The 17,801-nt window shown below is 41.8% G+C and carries 15 protein-coding genes; 10 read left to right on the forward strand and 5 right to left on the reverse strand.

The genetic code is table 11. From position 1 onward, the window contains the following. Positions 1-176 precede the first annotated feature (176 nt). The 4 genes from DZC72_RS06925 to DZC72_RS06940 all read left to right on the forward strand — a co-directional run bounded on the left by DZC72_RS06925 (position 177) and on the right by DZC72_RS06940 (position 6,664). Positions 177-2,960 carry a TonB-dependent receptor gene (locus DZC72_RS06925; RefSeq protein ID WP_125222117.1) on the forward strand — a complete coding sequence of 928 codons (2,784 nt, stop codon included), beginning with the start codon at positions 177-179 and terminating at the stop codon, positions 2,958-2,960. A 26-nt stretch (positions 2,961-2,986) separates the two neighbouring features. Beyond that, a complete protein-coding gene (locus DZC72_RS06930; RefSeq protein ID WP_125222118.1) occupies positions 2,987-4,621 on the forward strand; it encodes an SGNH/GDSL hydrolase family protein in 1,635 nt (544 codons plus the stop codon). 170 nt (positions 4,622-4,791) lie between these two features. Next, positions 4,792-6,300 carry a F0F1 ATP synthase subunit beta gene (gene atpD / locus DZC72_RS06935; RefSeq protein WP_125222119.1) on the forward strand — a complete coding sequence of 503 codons (1,509 nt, stop codon included), beginning with the start codon at positions 4,792-4,794 and terminating at the stop codon, positions 6,298-6,300. Positions 6,301-6,385: 85 nt separating this feature from the next. Then, the gene (locus DZC72_RS06940) at positions 6,386-6,664 is read left to right on the forward strand and encodes a F0F1 ATP synthase subunit epsilon (RefSeq protein ID WP_125222120.1); all 279 of its coding nucleotides are present in this window, start codon (positions 6,386-6,388) and stop codon (positions 6,662-6,664) included. A gap of 143 nt (positions 6,665-6,807) precedes the next feature. Here DZC72_RS06940 and DZC72_RS06945 read toward each other — a convergent pair whose 3' ends face one another. The 4 genes from DZC72_RS06945 to DZC72_RS06960 all read right to left on the reverse strand — a co-directional run bounded on the left by DZC72_RS06945 (position 6,808) and on the right by DZC72_RS06960 (position 9,940). Then, on the reverse strand, positions 6,808-7,011 hold the full coding sequence (locus DZC72_RS06945; RefSeq protein ID WP_125222121.1) for a helix-turn-helix domain-containing protein: 204 nt from the start codon (positions 7,009-7,011) through the stop codon (positions 6,808-6,810). A 1-nt stretch (position 7,012) separates the two neighbouring features. Continuing rightward, a complete protein-coding gene (locus tag DZC72_RS06950) occupies positions 7,013-7,528 on the reverse strand; it encodes a DUF2975 domain-containing protein (protein WP_125222122.1) in 516 nt (171 codons plus the stop codon). Between the two features lie 78 nt (positions 7,529-7,606). After that, complete coding sequence (locus tag DZC72_RS06955) at positions 7,607-8,143, reverse strand: GNAT family N-acetyltransferase (RefSeq protein ID WP_125222123.1); 537 nt, start codon at positions 8,141-8,143, stop codon at positions 7,607-7,609. Continuing rightward, positions 8,144-9,940 carry a M61 family metallopeptidase gene (locus DZC72_RS06960; protein ID WP_125222124.1) on the reverse strand — a complete coding sequence of 599 codons (1,797 nt, stop codon included), beginning with the start codon at positions 9,938-9,940 and terminating at the stop codon, positions 8,144-8,146. A 194-nt stretch (positions 9,941-10,134) separates the two neighbouring features. Between DZC72_RS06960 and DZC72_RS06965 the strand changes: the two genes are divergently transcribed. The 3 genes from DZC72_RS06965 to bioD all read left to right on the forward strand — a co-directional run bounded on the left by DZC72_RS06965 (position 10,135) and on the right by bioD (position 12,390). Further along, positions 10,135-11,286, forward strand: a complete 1,152-nt coding sequence (locus DZC72_RS06965; RefSeq protein ID WP_125222125.1) for an aminotransferase class I/II-fold pyridoxal phosphate-dependent enzyme — start codon at positions 10,135-10,137, stop codon at positions 11,284-11,286. Between the two features lie 3 nt (positions 11,287-11,289). After that, a complete protein-coding gene (locus tag DZC72_RS06970; protein WP_125222126.1) occupies positions 11,290-11,667 on the forward strand; it encodes a putative signal transducing protein in 378 nt (125 codons plus the stop codon). Between the two features lie 105 nt (positions 11,668-11,772). Then, a complete protein-coding gene (bioD, locus tag DZC72_RS06975) occupies positions 11,773-12,390 on the forward strand; it encodes a dethiobiotin synthase (protein WP_125222127.1) in 618 nt (205 codons plus the stop codon). A 164-nt stretch (positions 12,391-12,554) separates the two neighbouring features. On the opposite strand, the gene DZC72_RS06980 is transcribed toward bioD, so the two are convergent. Then, positions 12,555-14,045, reverse strand: coding sequence for an ArnT family glycosyltransferase (locus DZC72_RS06980; RefSeq protein ID WP_125222128.1), 1,491 nt, complete (start codon positions 14,043-14,045; stop codon positions 12,555-12,557). A gap of 62 nt (positions 14,046-14,107) precedes the next feature. Between DZC72_RS06980 and bioA the strand changes: the two genes are divergently transcribed. The 3 genes from bioA (at position 14,108) to bioB (ending at position 17,755) form a co-directional block, all read left to right on the forward strand. Further along, positions 14,108-15,382 carry an adenosylmethionine--8-amino-7-oxononanoate transaminase gene (gene bioA / locus DZC72_RS06985; RefSeq protein WP_125222631.1) on the forward strand — a complete coding sequence of 425 codons (1,275 nt, stop codon included), beginning with the start codon at positions 14,108-14,110 and terminating at the stop codon, positions 15,380-15,382. A 1-nt stretch (position 15,383) separates the two neighbouring features. Further along, complete coding sequence (locus DZC72_RS06990; RefSeq protein WP_125222129.1) at positions 15,384-16,595, forward strand: beta-ketoacyl synthase N-terminal-like domain-containing protein; 1,212 nt, start codon at positions 15,384-15,386, stop codon at positions 16,593-16,595. A gap of 65 nt (positions 16,596-16,660) precedes the next feature. Then, entirely contained in the window at positions 16,661-17,755 is a 1,095-nt protein-coding gene (gene bioB / locus DZC72_RS06995; protein ID WP_125222130.1) for a biotin synthase BioB, read from the forward strand. Positions 17,756-17,801: the final 46 nt, after the last annotated feature.

The following is a 17,801-nucleotide window of genomic DNA, read 5'->3' on the forward strand; positions in this document are numbered from 1 at the left end:
GAAGAAAAGGGACGCAATTTTGCGTCCTTTTTTGTTTTTGGATTGTGATTACCTATAAAATATAGGGGCAATTTTATTAAAATAATACTATGCATGCATAATTTTTTTCAAATTCCTATTTTTCGTATGAAATTATCTGTATCTTCATCTGCGAAAAATTTTAACTCAAATTTAGAATGAGAACAATACTACTGTTAGCATTGATTTTGTTTGGATCGGCAAGTTTTGCGCAGACTACAATCAATGGAAACGTCGTTGACCAAAACGGCGAGCCAATTCCTGGAGCCAACATTGTCATTGTAGGCAAGGCCATTGGGACTACTACCGATTTTGACGGTAATTTTGTGTTACAGACTTCTGAAGTTCCCCCATTTCAGTTAAGTATTACGAGCATTGGGTATACCGATGGACTCCAAAACATTACCTCTGATAACCAGACTGTACGGGTTGTTTTATCCGAAGCCCAAACGTTCTTGGACGAGGTGGTGATTTCCGCATCCAGAACTCCTGAAAGGATATTTGAATCTCCGGTCACTGTCGAAAGAATGGGTATCGAAACGATAAAAAATACGGCATCGGCCGATTTTTATAGTGGGCTCGAAAACCTAAAGGGCGTTGATGTGAACACCAATAGTTTAACCTTTAAGTCGGTCAATACCAGAGGATTTGCAACTTTCGCAAATACCAGATTCATGCAGTTGGTGGATGGGATGGACAACTCCACTCCGGCCTTGAACTTCCCTATTGGGAACTTGGTAGGTATGATAGAACCGGATGTTCTTAGTGTAGAATTGTTACCAGGGGCGGCATCCGCATTATATGGAGCCAATGCTTTTAATGGTATCCTATTTATGAGAAGTAAAAGTCCATTTGATTATCAAGGCATTAGTGTTTCGGTTAAACAAGGTGTTACTTCCCAGGAAGCTGCGGGTACCAATTCGTATACAGATGTGGGTGTGCGAGCTGCCCATAAGTTCAGTGATAAGTTTGCTATAAAATGGAATTTTGGTTATCTGGATGGTACCGATTGGGCCGCTAACAGCACTGTTGATAAATTTGTACCTGGGCGCACAAGGGATGCCTTAAATTATGATGGTATAAATGTCTACGGGGACGAAGTATCTACGGATATAAAAGATGTGGCCGTAACCTTAGAAGGCTTGGGAATCCTTCCAAATGGAGCAAATGCCTTGGTCCCTTCGGTTGAAGTTAGCCGTACTGGCTACAACGAGGGCGATTTGACAAACTATACCGCCCGAAGTATTAAATCAGACTGGGGCCTTTACTATAGGCCGATAGAGGGCAACAACCTAGAGATTTCCTATGTAGGTAAAATAGGTACAGGAAATACCATTTACCAAGGTACCAACCGCTATAACATAGCGAACTTTTTTCAAGAACAACATAAATTGGAACTTAGGAACGACAATTTTTTCCTAAGAGGTTATGTAGTATCCGATAAGGCCGGGGACTCCTATGATATGGTTTTTACGGGAATCAATATCAACAGGGCATGGAAAGACGATAATACTTGGTTCGGAGAGTATACGGGTACTTTTGTGCAGGCATCATTGGCTGGTGCCACGGAAGAGCAGGCCCATGCTGCCGCTAGGGCCCAGGCGGAATCAGGAAGGTTTTTGCCCGGCACTCCAGAATTTCAGGCGGCCTTTGATAGAGTAATCAAGAACCCAGACCTCTCTAGGGGATCGCAGTTCAGGGATGCCTCTAAATACTATCACGCAGATGCCAATTATAATTTTGGTCATTTATGGGACTGGGCAGAAGTACAAATAGGGGGTTCATTCAGGCAGTACAGTCTAAATTCCTTCGGAACTATTTATACGGATGCGGATGGACCGATTGATTACTCTGAATATGGTTTATATACACAGGTACAAAAAAAGATTGAAATGGCGGATGAAAGAAGCCTAAAATTGACTGCTTCCGTACGATACGATAAAAATGAATTTTTTGATGGCTTTTTCTCGCCTAGATTTTCGGCAGGGTATACCTTAAATAGAGACCATAACATTAGGGCGTCCATACAAACTGGTTTTAGAAACCCTACCACGCAGGATCTTTTTATTGGCTTGGATGCAGGTAGGGCCATTTTGGTCGGTGCCGCACCAGATAACCTGGATAGGTATCAAAGGACATTTGATGTTAGTGGAGGAGGACAGCTATTGGGACAACCAAGTACTATCGTTCAAACGGGTAGAGCTGCTTACGAGAATTCTTATACTGCAGAATCTGTTTTGAGGTTATCGGAAACAGGAAACCCGGCAGTCCTTGAGATTGCTAATCCAGATGTGGTACAGCCAGAGCAGGTTACATCGGCGGAGGTAGGCTATCGTGGGAAGGTCAAAAAATTAGTTATAGACTTAAGTGCCTATTACAATAGCTATAGCAATTTCTTGGCCCCTGAAAATGTTATTGCACCCTATTACGGTACAGTCGGTGATGGGTCCTTGTCTGTGGCGGCTATATCAAATCGTGATTTTCAGACTTATCAAGCCTATACCAATTCAGATGTAAACATTAATTCCTATGGAGCTTCTTTAGGGCTTACCGCAAAGGTTTTAGGTGATTTTGACTTAAGTGGAAGCTATACGTATGCGAAGTTGGATTTTGACAGGGTTGCCAATCCTGATTTCCAAGTGGGATTTAATACACCGGAACACCAGTTTAAGGCTTCTTTTGGTAATGCAGAGCTGTTCAAGAATTTTGGTTTCAATGTCAACTACAGGTTCAGCGATGATTACTACTGGGAGGCTACTTTTGGTAATGGGGTCGTTCCGGAATTCCATGTGGTAGATGCACAGATCAATTACACTGTACCTAGCATAAAATCTACCTTTAAGATTGGTGGTAACAACTTGTTGGGCGATGAATACTTTACGGCCTTCGGAACCGGATTTATTGGGTCTATGTATTATCTGTCATGGACAATCAACAACTAAAAATGAAATTTAAATTCCGTTTAGAAATGAAAAGAATAACCTATATATTTTTATCCTCCCTTCTATTGGTCTTTACTAATTGTAACGACCCGGAGGATGTAGATTTGGACCCAAGTATTGAACCTGAAGCCAAACCAGAACTTACGTCAGGCTCAGCTGATTTTTCCAATTATATTTCTTTGGGAAATTCCCTAACGGCCGGTTTTACGGATGGTGCATTGTTTCAAGCTGGGCAAAATTTTTCCTTGCCAAATATACTTTCCCAAAAATTTGCGATAGCAGGAGGTGGCGCGTTCGTACAACCGCTAACCAGCGATAATTTTGGCGGTCTGGCCGCTGGTGGTAACCGAATTCAAGGGCCAAGATTGGTATTTGGAGGGGCAGGTCCTGTGTCACTTGAATCCATAATTGGACCCGTAACAGTAGGTACGGATATTGCACTAAATAATCCTACGGGACCTTTTAACAATTTGGGAGTACCTGGGGCCAAAAGCTTTCATCTGTTAGCTCCTGGTTACGGTAATTTGGGCAATGTGTCCTTAGGGTTGGCCAATCCTTATTTTGTTCGAATGACGGGTTCCACGCCAAATATCAGTGTTCTGGAAATGGCCGTAAGCCAATCCCCAACGTTCTTTTCTTTATGGATCGGAAACAATGATGTACTTGGTTATGCCACTACAGGAGGTGATGGAACCAACCCAATAACTCCAATTGATGGTCCTCCGGGTGTTGGATTTGAAAATACCTACGGCGCTTTGATACAAACACTTACATCTGGTGGGGCTCAAGGGGTGGTTGCCAATATCCCGGATGTTACGAGTATACCTCATTTTACGACCGTGCCACATAATCCATTGGACCCCACCAACGAGTCGTTTGGGCCGTTGATTCCTACCTTGAATGGAATATTTGGGCAGCTGAATCAGGTCTTTGCCTTTTTGGGCGTACCTGAGCGATCTATTGAATTTTCCACCACGGCGGCCAGTGAGGTCATTATCCAAGATGAAACTTTAACGGACCTCTCCGCCCAAATTGCGGGAGTGCTGAATGCCAGTCCTACGTTCCCCGCATTTGTACAATCCTTTGGGTTGCCGGCGCAAGCGGCTCCCTTAGTGGCCAATTTGTTGGGGACAACCTATGGGCAGGCACGTGAGGCTACTGAAGACGATTTGTTTGTCTTGCCCTCTTCTGCCGTTATTGGTCAGCCAAATTTAGAGGTGGCCGGTGCTTTAATGGCCCAGGGACTTTCCCAAGAATTGGCGGGCCAATTTTCAGTGGAGGGCATTACCTTGCCCTTGGCGGATAAATGGGTTCTAATTCCTGAGGAACAAATGGAAATTGCGAATGCCACAGATGCATTTAATGCAATTATTTCCGCGGCTGCCAGTCAGGCAGGTTTGGCATTCGTTGACGCCAATGCTCTTTTGAACCAATTGGCGAATGGAGGAATAACAAGTGGTCAATACACCCTAACGGCTAGTCTGGTAACTGGTGGGGCTTTTTCATTGGATGGTATCCATCCAACGGCTAGGGGATATGCGCTATTGGCCAATGAATTCATGAAGGCTATCGATGCTACATATGGTTCCAATTTTGAGGATTCAGGCAATTTGGTTAATGTAGGGGATTATCCTACCAACTTTTCACCAACCCTGCAATAGCTCTAAAATGATAAGAACTAACAAAAAAGATGCATTTTAGTGCATCTTTTTTGTTTTGGAAAAAACCCAAAAAAACAATTTTTGTTTAAAAGGGAAAGGCATATCTTTGCAGCCTGAAAATCAGAGCATTTTTTAAGATATTTTTAAAGTAATATATAAACAGATTAGTAATGTCAAAAGTTACAGGTAAAGTTTCGCAAATCATTGGACCCGTGGTTGATGTAGAATTTCAGTCGGGAGATGACCTTCCTAAAATCTATGACTCCTTGGAGATAACCAATAAGGACAATTCAAAATTGGTTTTGGAAGTTCAGTCGCATGTTGGAGAGAATACAGTTAGGACCATCTCAATGGATTCTACCGACGGATTGAGCAGGGGAACTGAAGTCGTTGCTACAGGTGCTGCGATTCAGATGCCTATAGGGGATGATGTATACGGACGTCTGTTTAATGTTATTGGTGATGCTATTGATGGATTGGGCAATTTGCCCAAATCCGGTAAGGATGGTTTGCCTATTCACAGGGAAGCTCCAAAGTTTGAGGACCTTTCCACTTCTACAGAGGTACTGTTTACCGGTATTAAGGTAATCGATTTGATCGAACCTTATGCGAAAGGTGGTAAGATTGGTCTTTTTGGTGGTGCTGGTGTTGGAAAAACGGTTTTGATCCAAGAATTGATCAATAACATTGCCAAAGGACACGGTGGACTTTCCGTGTTTGCCGGTGTTGGAGAAAGAACCCGTGAGGGGAACGATTTACTTCGTGAGATGTTGGAGTCCGGTATTATTAAATACGGTGATGATTTTATGCACTCCATGGAAGAAGGTGGATGGGATTTGTCCAAAGTGGATAAAAAGGCCATGAAGGATTCCAAAGCGACATTCGTTTTTGGACAGATGAACGAACCACCGGGAGCACGTGCCCGTGTAGCCCTTTCTGGTTTGACCATTGCCGAGTATTTCCGTGACGGTTCAGGGGAAGGACAAGGAAAAGACGTTCTTTTCTTCGTTGATAATATTTTCCGATTTACGCAAGCCGGTTCAGAAGTATCTGCATTGTTAGGTCGTATGCCTTCTGCGGTAGGTTACCAACCAACATTGGCTACTGAGATGGGTGCTATGCAGGAACGAATTACTTCGACCAAAAGAGGTTCCATTACTTCGGTACAGGCGGTTTACGTACCTGCGGATGACTTAACTGACCCGGCTCCCGCAACTACTTTTGCCCATTTGGACGCTACAACGGTACTTTCCAGAAAGATTGCCGAATTGGGTATCTACCCAGCGGTAGATCCCTTGGATTCCACTTCTAGGATCTTAACACCGGAGATTTTAGGAAAAAACCATTATGCTTGTGCACAACGTGTTAAAGAGTTGTTGCAACGTTATAAAGAGTTACAGGACATTATCGCGATTTTGGGTATGGAAGAATTGTCCGAAGAGGATAAACTGGCTGTAGGTCGTGCAAGACGTGTACAGCGTTTTCTATCCCAACCCTTCCACGTTGCCGAGCAGTTTACGGGTATCCCAGGAGTCCTTGTAGATATTAAGGAGACCATAAAAGGGTTTAATATGATTATGGACGGTGAGTTGGATCACTTGCCAGAATCTGCCTTCAACCTAAAAGGTACTATCGAAGAGGCTATTGAAGCAGGAGAAAAAATGCTTGCCGAAGCGTAAACAGTTAATAGTTTAAAGTTATTAGTTCATAGTTTTAGTTACTTGTACTCTTAACTTTTAACTTAAAACTCATAACTAGAGAAGTATGTATTTAGAAATTGTATCGCCCGAGGCAACTTTATTTTCAGGAGAGGTGGCTTCAGTAACCGTTCCCGGTATAAATGGGGAATTTCAAATGTTGCAAAACCACGCACCCATTGTTTCCCTTTTGCAGGAAGGAAAGGTAAAGGTTCAAGGTAATGTCTCTCTGGATGAGGAATTTGCTTCCAAATTCACCAAAGATCAAAATGGAAATACGGTTTTGGAGATTTCCAGTGGTACCGTGGAACTGAAAGATAATAAAGTGATTGTTTTGGCGGATTAAAAAGGCCTCCCCTAACCCCTCCAAAAGACGGGGACTAAAATAATAATGACCCAATTCGAATGAATTGGGTTTTTTATTGCCCCTTTAGTGGACTATAAGGGTGTTAATTCCGTATTTTTTGTCTTTTGATTTCTGCTCTGTTTTTAACTCTCAAACTCCAATAAATCCCCGGGCTGACATTCTAAGACCTTGCAAATTGCTTCAAGTGTTGAAAATCGAATCGCCTTTGCCTTACCCGATTTCAAAATGGAAAGGTTGGCTTCTGTTATACCAATGGCTTCAGCAAGTTCCTTGCTCTTCATTTTCCGTTTTGCCAACATGACATCTAAGTTTACGACGATTCCCATACTAAATCGTTAAATCGTTTTCATTTTGAACTTTAAGTCCTCTTTTGAAAATTGCAGCAATAAAGAGCAAAAACACACCGAATATTAAACTGAGAATCAAATTATGGATCCCATTCATTATTGAAATATTCAGTATTATCAGCCGTAACGATAAATATACTATTGGGAAAACCAATATATTGATCATTGCCAATATTTTTAAATGACGAATGGCCGCTGGACTAAAAAGAACTGCCGACTTGAATGATTTCAAAATCATTGACAAACTGTAAAGAAATCCACCACCGTAAATTAAAACTAGTGTGATGCTTATTATGATGGAAGTTTTATAATCACCCTTGACGTCAAAGTAGGGGAACAGTGGAAAAGGAATGGTAAAACGACCATCTTTTAGTTCATAATTGCCTATAACAAAGGAAAGTAAAATAAAAAGTGCCAAAACTAAGGAGCCAATGGCCCCTAAGCGGAAAACATAGAACAAATAACTTGAGACTGATTTTGGACCAAACATTTTCATAACAAAATTATTGTTTAACAATAACAAATATAAAATAATTATTGAAAAACAATAATAAAATATTGTAAAAAGAAACAATTAGTTCCAATCCCAATAGACCAATTCCCAGGAAATACCCTCGGATACCTGGGTTTGCAGGATTTTAAATCCTACACTCAAATGGGCGTTTAAGGAACGTTTGTTGCTTGCGGCCACTTCGGTAATTAGTCCGTCAAAATCTTGTTGAAGTTGTCGTTTATAAAAGGAATACAACCCCCTAAATACCCCTTGACCCCTAAATTCCTTGGCAACACAGATTTGTCCCATGGCCAAGTACTTTTTTCCGGCCAAGAAAATATCCGACATTTTGAACATGGGGGACAGAAGAGGAATTTCGGAACCGAATTTCCGTGTCATGCATAAGGCATAGCCTATAACTTCATCATTAACCTTTGCGATGATATGTGGACAATCCGTATTCATCAGCTTCAACAAATCAAAAGTGTGGATGACCGTTAAAAAGCCCTCCTTTGACTTTTCTTCATCGGAAAGGAAACTTGGTGTATTGTTTTGTTGAAGCTCCAGGATGTCATGTAGATCCTCGTCCGAGGTGGCGCGACAGTAGTGTATATCCATCTATTTCAGCTTTAACCAGTCCTTCCTGGCATCGCGTTGCTTTTTTGTCAATTCATCCCCTTCTTTCTCCGAAGGATAAATAACATATATGGGACTGGGAACCAATTTTGCTTGGGTTGTTTTTGGCTTTCCAAATCTTTCAAATTCAATTTTTAGGACATCTCCTGGGTTAAATTGAGATAGGAAGTCATCAAATTGTTGCCCATTAGGAAATGCGCTCCCATTAATGGAGGTAATAATATCCCCTTTATCCAAACCTGCTATGTATGCAGGACTTCCCATTTTTGGATTCGTGGTTATTTCGCCATGGCCGTCTCCATTCAAACGAGCGGAAATTCCTAAATAAGCCGACTCAGCCTTTGTTTCAAGTGCTACACCTACTATTTCAAAAAGGCTTTTGTAATTGGGCATTTCGCTTTTATAGATATAGGAATTAAAGAAAGTATCGGCAAACTTCTTTCCGGCATATTCGCCCAATGTGTTTTGTAAGTCCTTTATTTTATAGGGAATTTGGGTCTTACCAAATTTTTCCCAAACAAGTTTCATGTACCCATCCAAGTTCAATCCTTTTTCCCTTAAAGCAAGGTCTAGGGCCAAGCCCAAAACACTACCATACGAATAATAGGAAATGAACGTATTCTCCCTGTTGACAGGATCGACCGAAGTGGCGGCATCTACAAAAGGTGCCTGGTAGCTCATCTCTATGGGGTTGAAAAATTGTCTGGCCGGTGAGTTCCATACATAATTGAACGTTCCCGTTAGACCTTCTATATATTCCTCAGGTGTCATTAATCCCGCCCTACAGAGTATTAGGTTTGTGTAATAACTCGTAAAACCTTCAGCAAACCAAAGGGCCCCGCTCATATTGGCTTTTTCAAAGTCGAAGGGCTCCAAACTTTTTGGACGTATCCTTTCTACGTTCCAAGCGTGAAAAAACTCGTGGGAAACGGTTCCAATATTTCGCTCCATACCTCCGTCGGCCAAACTTCTAGTACTTGTTAAAATGGTCGAATTTCGATGCTCCATACCGTCGCCCGATGCATTGGGGATATAACAGGCTAGAAACGTATATCGGCCATAATCAAAATTGGGCAATTCTCCATAAACCTCCTTTTCTGTCAAGACCGTTTTCTTTACCTTTTCAAAATAAGTATTCAGTTCCTCATCCGTTCCGTTGTGGTGGAGAACAAACTGGATTTTTTGTCCGTCCACATCAAATTCCCTCATGTCAAAATCACTAATTTCTACGGGACTATCCATAAAATACTGCAAGTTGGGTGCCGTATAGGTGGTACCTGAAACCAAGGGTAGTTGCGTGGCAACCTTCCAATTCAAATCTTCTCTTGTATCAAAAGTGACTTCGATGGGTCTTTCCTCCAAACTTGGTGCAAACATAAAAGTAGCCGGTATATTTAAATGGGCATGGGTTTCGTCTATTTGTGAATATGTACCGCCCCCACGGTTTGCAAATAGGATATACTCGATTTTTACGGTACCGTCATGACCAAGTATTTCCCATTGGTATGGGTCTGGCCTATTCACTTTCAAGGGACTTCCATTACCGTCGTAGGCTTTAAGCCCATAGACATTCTTTGCAAATTCGTGAAGGGCATACCTCCCTGGGGAAGTCCTGCTCATACGTACCGATAGGGTATCTGTGGTAACGGCCGGAAAAGTCGCCGTAATTATCGCTTCGTGGTGGACCGCATTCGGAAAGGAAATGGTGTAGGTGTTGGTTTGTGCCCACGAAAACGAAATTGCACAGAATAGTATAAATAGAGGACGTATGGATTTCATAATAAAAGAATTTGAAACATCGGTTTTAAATATACAGATTTACGGATTGAATTTTTGAGTTTAGGTCGTAAATGACAATATAAATACGCACTTGGTAGTAGTTTGCGAATTACCTGCCGGTACCATAAAAAATAGCATCAAAAAATATTTTTCTCTTTGGGTTTTTTGATAGATTGTGCTTTAAATTTGATGGAATGGTAGACCTTCCCAAAAAACTTCAAAAAAAACTTGATGAGAGAGCAAGTGATGGATCTTTAAGACAGTTGAGCTTTCCTTCTGGATTGGTTGATTTCTCCTCGAACGATTACTTGGGTTTTGCCAAGAACGAAACCCTTTTCTCCAAGACTTTCCAATTATTGTTAAAACATAATATAAGCCAAAACGGGGCTACAGGTTCTCGATTACTGACTGGAAACCATTTCCTGTTTCAGGATTTGGAATCCAAATTGGCACAGATCCATAATACTGAGAATGCCCTAGTTTTTAATTCAGGGTACGATGCCAATATCGGATTTTTTGGGTGTATTCCGCAACGGGGGGATTTTGTCTTTTATGATGAACTTGTACATGCCAGTATCCGCGATGGATTGCAATTGAGCCATGCCAAGAGCTATAAATTCGGGCATAACGACCTATCGGATTTAAAGGAGAAAATCAAAAATACGTTATTGGATGAAGCGGATGTGGAAGTGTACATCGTTACGGAATCCGTTTTTTCCATGGATGGTGACTCCCCGGATTTAAAACAGTTCGCGTCCTTTTGTGAATCCGAAGGGTATAGACTGGTAGTAGATGAGGCACATGCCTTTGGCGTTATTGGAAAACAAGGTCTTGGGTTGGTACAGGACTCGGGATTGGAAAAGGCCATCTTTGCAAGGATCGTTACTTTTGGAAAGGCCCTAGGCGTTCATGGAGCGGCAGTACTTGGTAGCAATGCCCTTAGAGATTATCTCATAAATTTTTCCCGAAGCTTTATATATACAACGGCACTGCCTCCACATGATATCATCGGTATTTTATCCTCCCATGAATTTTTGGCCGCTGAAGGAAAGGCCCAACGCAGCCTTCTTATGGATAATATAGCATATTTTAAGAGCCAGGCGAAGAAAATGAAGTTGGCGGCCAATCTAGTCGATAGTGATTCTGCGATTCAATCCGTAATTATATCGGGCAACGAAAAAACCAGAAAGATTTCAGCTAAATTGAACGATGACGGTTTTGATGTAAAGGCCATCCTTTCCCCTACGGTTCCAGAGGGGAAGGAACGATTACGGTTTTGTCTTCATAGTTACAATTCGAAGGAGGAAATTGGGTTGGTCCTACAATTATTGGCGAAGTATATTTAGAATATGGACGGGAAATTTTATCAATTGGCTTCTTTTGAATATGTGGCCGATGTCCAAATAATGAAAGGAAAATTGGAGTCCGAAGGTATTCCCGTATTTCTGCGTGATGAAAACACCTTGAATTCAGACCCACTGATAAGTAATGCCATTGGAGGTGTAAAATTACTGGTCTATACCCAAGACAAGGATAGGGCCTTGGAGATTTACAACGAGATAAGAGCGTACGCTTTGGATGAAAAAGGGAACCCAATTACGTGTCCAAACTGCAAAGCATCTAAATCTGAAGTATATTATAACAGGAAGGAGATTTTTTATAAACTTTTTCCTTTTTTTGAGAAAAGAAAATATAAGTGCCTAAATTGTGGCATGATAACTCGATAATCGAGATTGGATTAGTGAAGAGGTTTAAGGCTTTACTTAAAATAAAAGCTATATTGTAATACATGTCCCTTGTGCTTGTGCGGGAAGTGATCAAATTAATTAAACATGCAAAAGATTTTTGTTACTGGTATTTCTACGGGAGTAGGTAAAACGGTGGCTTCTGCAATTATAACAGAAGCCCTTCAGGCAGATTATTGGAAGCCCATACAGTCTGGGGATCTAGACCAAACGGATAGTGATACCGTAAAAAATCTTATTTCAAACGATAGAACTAATATATTGCCCAGTAGTTATGAGCTTACGGCTGCCATGAGTCCCCATGCCGCAGCGGAGATTGACGGGGTGAAAATAGACCGTTTCCATATTAACGAACCTACTACGGATAAGAATTTGGTGATCGAAGGGGCTGGAGGCCTCTTGGTTCCGCTAAATGATGAGGATACCATGTTCGACATCATTATGCCGGAATATAAAGTAGTAGTGGTTTCCAAGCACTATTTGGGAAGTATCAACCATACCTTGCTGACCATTGGTTGGTTACAAAACAAGGGCTATGATGTCTCGGTATTGTTTAACGGAAAGGAAAATCCCCAAACGGAAAGGATCATATTACATAAAACAGGGGTTCCCCTAATTGGAAGAATTGATGAGGAGCCAAGGTTGGACAAAACCGTTGTGGCACGCTATGCCGGGGAGTTCAAGCATCTATTGGAGAGCCTATAAGATTGTTCATAGTTTTTGGTTTTTGGTTGTTCGTTAATGGTTCTAGTTCAACAACTATCCCACTAACTCATTATTCCACTATCTCACTTTTTCACCAGTCCACCAATTCCTTTTTTGTTGCTGGTTTTTTGTTGTCAGTTTCTAATTTTGCTAATTGCTAACCGCTAATTGTACTCTTTTCTCTGAAGTATCTCGGCCTTTTCTACCGTGGCCGAAACTCTATAGTGCATGGCTAAATAAGCGTCAATATATTCGTTTTCCTCTTTCTCATCCCTGTCAAATATTAGCCTGCCCTTTCTTACCACCACGGTTTTGGGTTTGATTACTTCCATAATATACCGCAGTTCCTCCAGTGAGTTTTTCCTAGGGTTATCAAAAAACGGATAAAGTTCGTCCCTGCATATATTACTAGGGTGTGTAGCGGCTAAAGTTGGGGGCAATACTCCTAGGTTCCAATATCCTATGTGGTACCCTAAAAACAATATGTTATCGGTTTTTAATTTTTGTTCCGTAATGTATTTTGGAACCGAAAACCCTTCTCCATTATAAAATGTGCCCCTTTCAAACTTGTTTTTGATAATATTGAAATATTCCAAATAACTTTCCGTTGGAATCAGAAATAGCAATAGGAGAAAAAACCTGGGTATTTTTACTTTAAACCGATAGTATAATTGGTGAAGGAACATACTAAGGAATATTACTAACATGGGATGTATTTGAATCAAATAATGTCCATTTATCCTACCTCCCTTAAAAAAAGATGCAAGAACACCACAAATGGCCACAAACAATAGGATGGAAGTTCTGTCCTTAAACGAGATGACATCCCTTTTCCAACAATAAAATAGGAAGGCGCCAATTACAATAAAAGTGGGTGCCAATTTAAAAAAGGAAAACCTTCTTGCCTCGCTATATTCCAAAGGCGCTAGAACCACGGACTTCCACCAAACTTCAAATTGGTTGTTAAGGTAATAGGGAAGAATCGTCAAAATAACTATGAGTATAGTTCCAAGACCAAAAGCAAGAACCCCCCAAAAGGTGACAGTTTTTTGTTTGCTAAAAAGTTCAAGGACCAAATAAATACCCAAAAAGAGCACCGGATAGGCCATATTCAATTTTACCATAATCGCAATCCCCATACTTAGACCTGCCAAGAGTAACCAAAAGGGACCTTTATTTGAAAGAATCAAGTATAGCGAGGGTACAAAAAAAGCCATACATAGATGCTCTGACATGACCCCTTGTAAACTTCCAAATAAACTGAGCAGTACAACACAGAATATCCCGCTCCAAAGGGCAACCTGAAAGGAGGTTATTCTGGATGCAATTTTATAGGTAAAAAAAGCCGTAGAGGCAATAAGTAGGGCCCCAAAAAGCCTTATAGCGATAAAACTCTTTCCAAATACATAGATTATGGATGCAAAGAAGGCAAATGTTAAAGGGGGCTTAAGATCCCACAATTGAGTATACGGTAAATGTCCGTCCACCCATGATTGTCCTAAAAGAATAAAAGTACTTTCGTCCCGATCTATATAATCTCTAAAGAAAAAAGGAAACCGGATAAAGAATGTAATACCGGTAAGTAAAAGAAAAACGGCCCTATTATTTAATCGTGATTCTCCAAAAAGGCATTCCTTTAAGATACTAAGTTTCATCAACAGGTTTAACTTTATTTCCCATCTTTGCAAGATAGATAAATTGTGGATTCTTGAATTCTATGAAAGGGAAAAATCTATCGGAACGCGATCAAAAACACCTTTGGCATCCATTAACGCAACACAAAACGGCCGCTACTCCCGTGGGTATTGTCAAGGCTGAAGGCGCCTTGTTCTGGGACGAAGCCGGAAATTCCTATATTGACGGTATCGCCTCTTGGTACACGGCCATGTATGGTCACGGGAACGAAGCTATTACTAGGGCCCTCACTGAACAAATGAAGCAGTTGGACTTTGTCATGTTCAGTGGGTTTACCCATGAGCCTGCCGTAAAGCTTTCCGAGGAGCTGATGGCTTTATTACCTCGAAACCAAGCCAAGATTTTTTTCAACGATAATGGTTCCACAGCGGTGGAGGCCGCCATAAAAATGGCCTTACAATACCATTATAATCAACATGACAAAAGGGATACATTGATTGCTTTCGAGGATGGCTTTCATGGCGACACCTTTGGGGCGATGAGTGCCTCCGGACTGTCGGTCTACAATGGTCCTTTTGAAGATTTTTTACTAAAAGTAGAAAGGATTCCCGTTCCTCAAAGGGAAAATATGGAGGAAGTGCTTTCCCAACTGAATTCCATCCTATCGGGCAATAAATGTGCTGCCTTTGTATTCGAACCTTTGGTACAGGGTGCCGCAGGTATGAAGTTCCATTCCGCCGAAGGCCTGGACCTGCTCATCCAAAAGTGCCAGGAAAACGGTGTTCTTTGTATAGCCGATGAGGTCATGACAGGTTTTGGAAAGACCGGTAAGAACTTCGCCTCGGAAAACCTACTACATCAACCCGATATCCTCTGCCTAAGCAAGGCCTTGACTGCCGGGATGTTTCCCCTGAGTATTACAAGTTGTACCCAAGAGGTCTTCAATGCCTTTTTGAGCGAGGAAGTCTCCAAAGGCTTTTTCCATGCCCATACCTATAGTGCTCATCCCTTAGGTTGTGCCGCTGCCCTTGCGGGACTCCAACTGCTGAATTCGCCAGAAATTTTGGAACGAAGGAGCTACATTGCTTCGGCACATAAAACGTTTGTTTCCAAGATTTCGAACCATCCAAAAGTTAGTAATGCCCGTTCCATTGGGGTGATTTTGGCCATCGATTTGAAGGTTGAAACGGAACGATATGGCAATCTACGTGACCGATTATATAATTTTTTCATGGTCCGTGGCGTCCTTTTAAGGCCATTAGGAAATACAATCTATGCGTTACCGCCCTATATAATTTCCAATGCGCAGCTACAGCGGATACATGACGCGATTAACGAACTTTTGGATAGTTTATAGTATGGAATTGCCAACCGACAAAATATCCATTACCGCAATAGCCTCTATCTCTCCGTTGGGTGTGACTTTGGAGGAAATCTGGGAGAATTATCAAAACACTGATCATTGTTTAACGCTCCAAGAGATAGATAAAGAATCTGTATGGACAGGTAGGTTAAGCCAAAATCTTCAACAGAAAATAACGGATTTAAAGGAATCTGATTCTAAATACCAACATTTGGACCATAGTGTCCTATATGCTTTGTTCACGGCAAGGAATGCCGTTCACAGGGCGGGTTGGAAGTCATTGGAAAGGAGCGATAAAAATTTCGGTATCAACATTGGATCTTCTAGGGGAGCCACCGGTCTCTTCGAGCACTTCCATGAAGACTATTTAAAGCATAATAGAACACCTTCCCTTACTTCGCCCACCACCACTTTGGGGAATATATCCTCTTGGGTGGCCCATGACCTAGGTACTGACGGACCCGAGTTTTCACATTCCATTACCTGTTCCACTGCTTTACATGCCTTGTTAAATGGTGTTGCTTGGATTCGAAGTGGTATGGCCGATAAGTTTTTGGTAGGAGGTAGTGAAGCTCCTTTGACACCCTTCACCATCTCACAGATGAAAGCTTTGAAAATTTATGCGTCTTCGGTCGATTCTGAAAATTCCTTCGTAGCTGAGCGTAGTCGAAGTTATCCTTGTAGGGCGCTCGATTTGGACAAAAAAAGGAATACCATGGTATTGGGAGAAGGAGCCTCCGTGGCCTGTTTGGAAAAGGGTATTCCACATGGGGCTTTGGCGGTTATCGAAGGAATTGGCTATGCAACGGAGCTTTTGGAACACAACGTATCCATTTCTGCCGATGCACGGTGTTTTCAAAAATCCATGGCTATGGCCTTGGAAAATACTCCCAAAGAAGAGGTCGATGTCATAGTAATGCATGCCCCGGGAACCCTAAAAGGGGATATTTCTGAATGTAACGCGATTAAAAAGATATTTTATAACGATCTTCCTTTTCTAACTACCAATAAATGGAAAATAGGACACACTTTTGGGGCTTCGGGAATGTTGAATATTGAGATGGCCATTTTAATGTTGAGGTATCAAAAGGCTATTCAAGTTCCTTTTTATAAAAATACCGCAGAACCCAAAAATATTAAAAAGGTTTTGGTCAATGCCGTTGGCTTTGGGGGTAATGCGGTGAGTGTCTTACTTGCCAAAGTTTAGAACGGCCAATTATATTTTCTGAACTTATTCCGCTATTTTTGAAATCTACAAACAACTTTGAATTTATGAGCAGAGTACGACACGACTGGACCAAACAAGAAATCCTGGATATTTATAATAAGCCTATGATGGAACTGCTGTACGAGGCAGCTTCGATTCATAGGGAGCATCACGATCCAAACACAGTTCAAGTCTCTACGTTACTTTCTATAAAGACCGGAGGTTGCCCGGAAGATTGTGGATATTGTCCGCAGGCGGCAAGATACCATACAGATATTGAAGGCAACGACTTGATGTCCGTTTCCCATGTAAAGGCACAGGCCTTGCGAGCCAAAGCTTCTGGTAGTTCCCGGGTTTGTATGGGTGCGGCATGGCGCAATGTGAAGGACGGTCCTGAATTCGATCAGGTTTTGGAAATGGTTCGCACCATCAATAAACTGGACATGGAAGTTTGCTGTACTTTGGGGATGCTTACGGAAAATCAGGCACAACGTTTGGCGGAGGCCGGTCTTTATGCGTACAACCATAATTTGGACACTTCAGAGGATTATTACAAAGATATCATCTCAACCCGTGCGTTTCAGGACCGTCTGGACACTATAGACAATGTCCGCAAGAGCAATGTTACCGTATGTAGTGGTGGTATTATTGGTATGGGTGAAAAACTGGAAGATAGGGCCGGTATGCTCGTCGCATTGGCTTCCCTGAACCCCCAACCGGAATCGGTACCCATCAATGCCTTGGTAGCTGTGGAAGGAACCCCTATGGAGGATATTGAACCTATTGCCATCTGGGATATGATCCGTATGGTGGCTACGACCAGGATCGTAATGCCCGAAACCCAGGTTCGTCTATCGGCAGGCAGAACACAAATGAGTAGGGAAGGACAGGCCATGTGCTTTTTTGCCGGAGCCAATTCCATCTTTGCCGGTGATAAACTTCTAACAACTCCTAACCCTGATGTAAACGAGGATATGGAAATGTTCAGGCTATTGGGACTGAACCCACAAAAACCTTTCACGAAGATATCCCAGCCCAAGACGGTCGAGGCTTCCGAATCAAAATTCCAATCTTTGAACGAAAAGCCAAAATGGTCCAGACCGGGGCACACCATAGAACGAAATGAACTGGCCAAACAGAAGGCAAAATTGACAGACTAACCCTACATTATCCCAATTTTAATAAGCTATTTTCCCTGTGTTGACT

Origin of the sequence: Maribacter algicola (assembly GCF_003933245.1) — a bacterium.
Taxonomy (GTDB): Bacteria; Bacteroidota; Bacteroidia; order Flavobacteriales; family Flavobacteriaceae; genus Maribacter; species Maribacter algicola.

Bases quoted from the DNA above. Each gene is read 5' to 3' on its own strand.
- DZC72_RS06980 (WP_125222128.1), bottom strand. From the start codon at position 14,045: ATGAAACTTAGTATCTTAAAGGAATGCCTTTTTGGAGAATCACGATTA.
- DZC72_RS06925 (WP_125222117.1), top strand. From the start codon at position 177: ATGAGAACAATACTACTGTTAGCATTGATTTTGTTTGGATCGGCAAGT.
- DZC72_RS06950 (WP_125222122.1), bottom strand. From the start codon at position 7,528: ATGAAAATGTTTGGTCCAAAATCAGTCTCAAGTTATTTGTTCTATGTT.
- DZC72_RS06940 (WP_125222120.1), top strand. From the start codon at position 6,386: ATGTATTTAGAAATTGTATCGCCCGAGGCAACTTTATTTTCAGGAGAG.
- atpD (WP_125222119.1), top strand. From the start codon at position 4,792: ATGTCAAAAGTTACAGGTAAAGTTTCGCAAATCATTGGACCCGTGGTT.
- bioB (WP_125222130.1), top strand. From the start codon at position 16,661: ATGAGCAGAGTACGACACGACTGGACCAAACAAGAAATCCTGGATATT.
- DZC72_RS06945 (WP_125222121.1), bottom strand. From the start codon at position 7,011: ATGGGAATCGTCGTAAACTTAGATGTCATGTTGGCAAAACGGAAAATG.
- DZC72_RS06990 (WP_125222129.1), top strand. From the start codon at position 15,384: ATGGAATTGCCAACCGACAAAATATCCATTACCGCAATAGCCTCTATC.
- DZC72_RS06960 (WP_125222124.1), bottom strand. From the start codon at position 9,940: ATGAAATCCATACGTCCTCTATTTATACTATTCTGTGCAATTTCGTTT.
- DZC72_RS06955 (WP_125222123.1), bottom strand. From the start codon at position 8,143: ATGGATATACACTACTGTCGCGCCACCTCGGACGAGGATCTACATGAC.
- DZC72_RS06930 (WP_125222118.1), top strand. From the start codon at position 2,987: ATGAAAAGAATAACCTATATATTTTTATCCTCCCTTCTATTGGTCTTT.
- bioA (WP_125222631.1), top strand. From the start codon at position 14,108: ATGAAAGGGAAAAATCTATCGGAACGCGATCAAAAACACCTTTGGCAT.
- DZC72_RS06965 (WP_125222125.1), top strand. From the start codon at position 10,135: ATGGTAGACCTTCCCAAAAAACTTCAAAAAAAACTTGATGAGAGAGCA.
- bioD (WP_125222127.1), top strand. From the start codon at position 11,773: ATGCAAAAGATTTTTGTTACTGGTATTTCTACGGGAGTAGGTAAAACG.
- DZC72_RS06970 (WP_125222126.1), top strand. From the start codon at position 11,290: ATGGACGGGAAATTTTATCAATTGGCTTCTTTTGAATATGTGGCCGAT.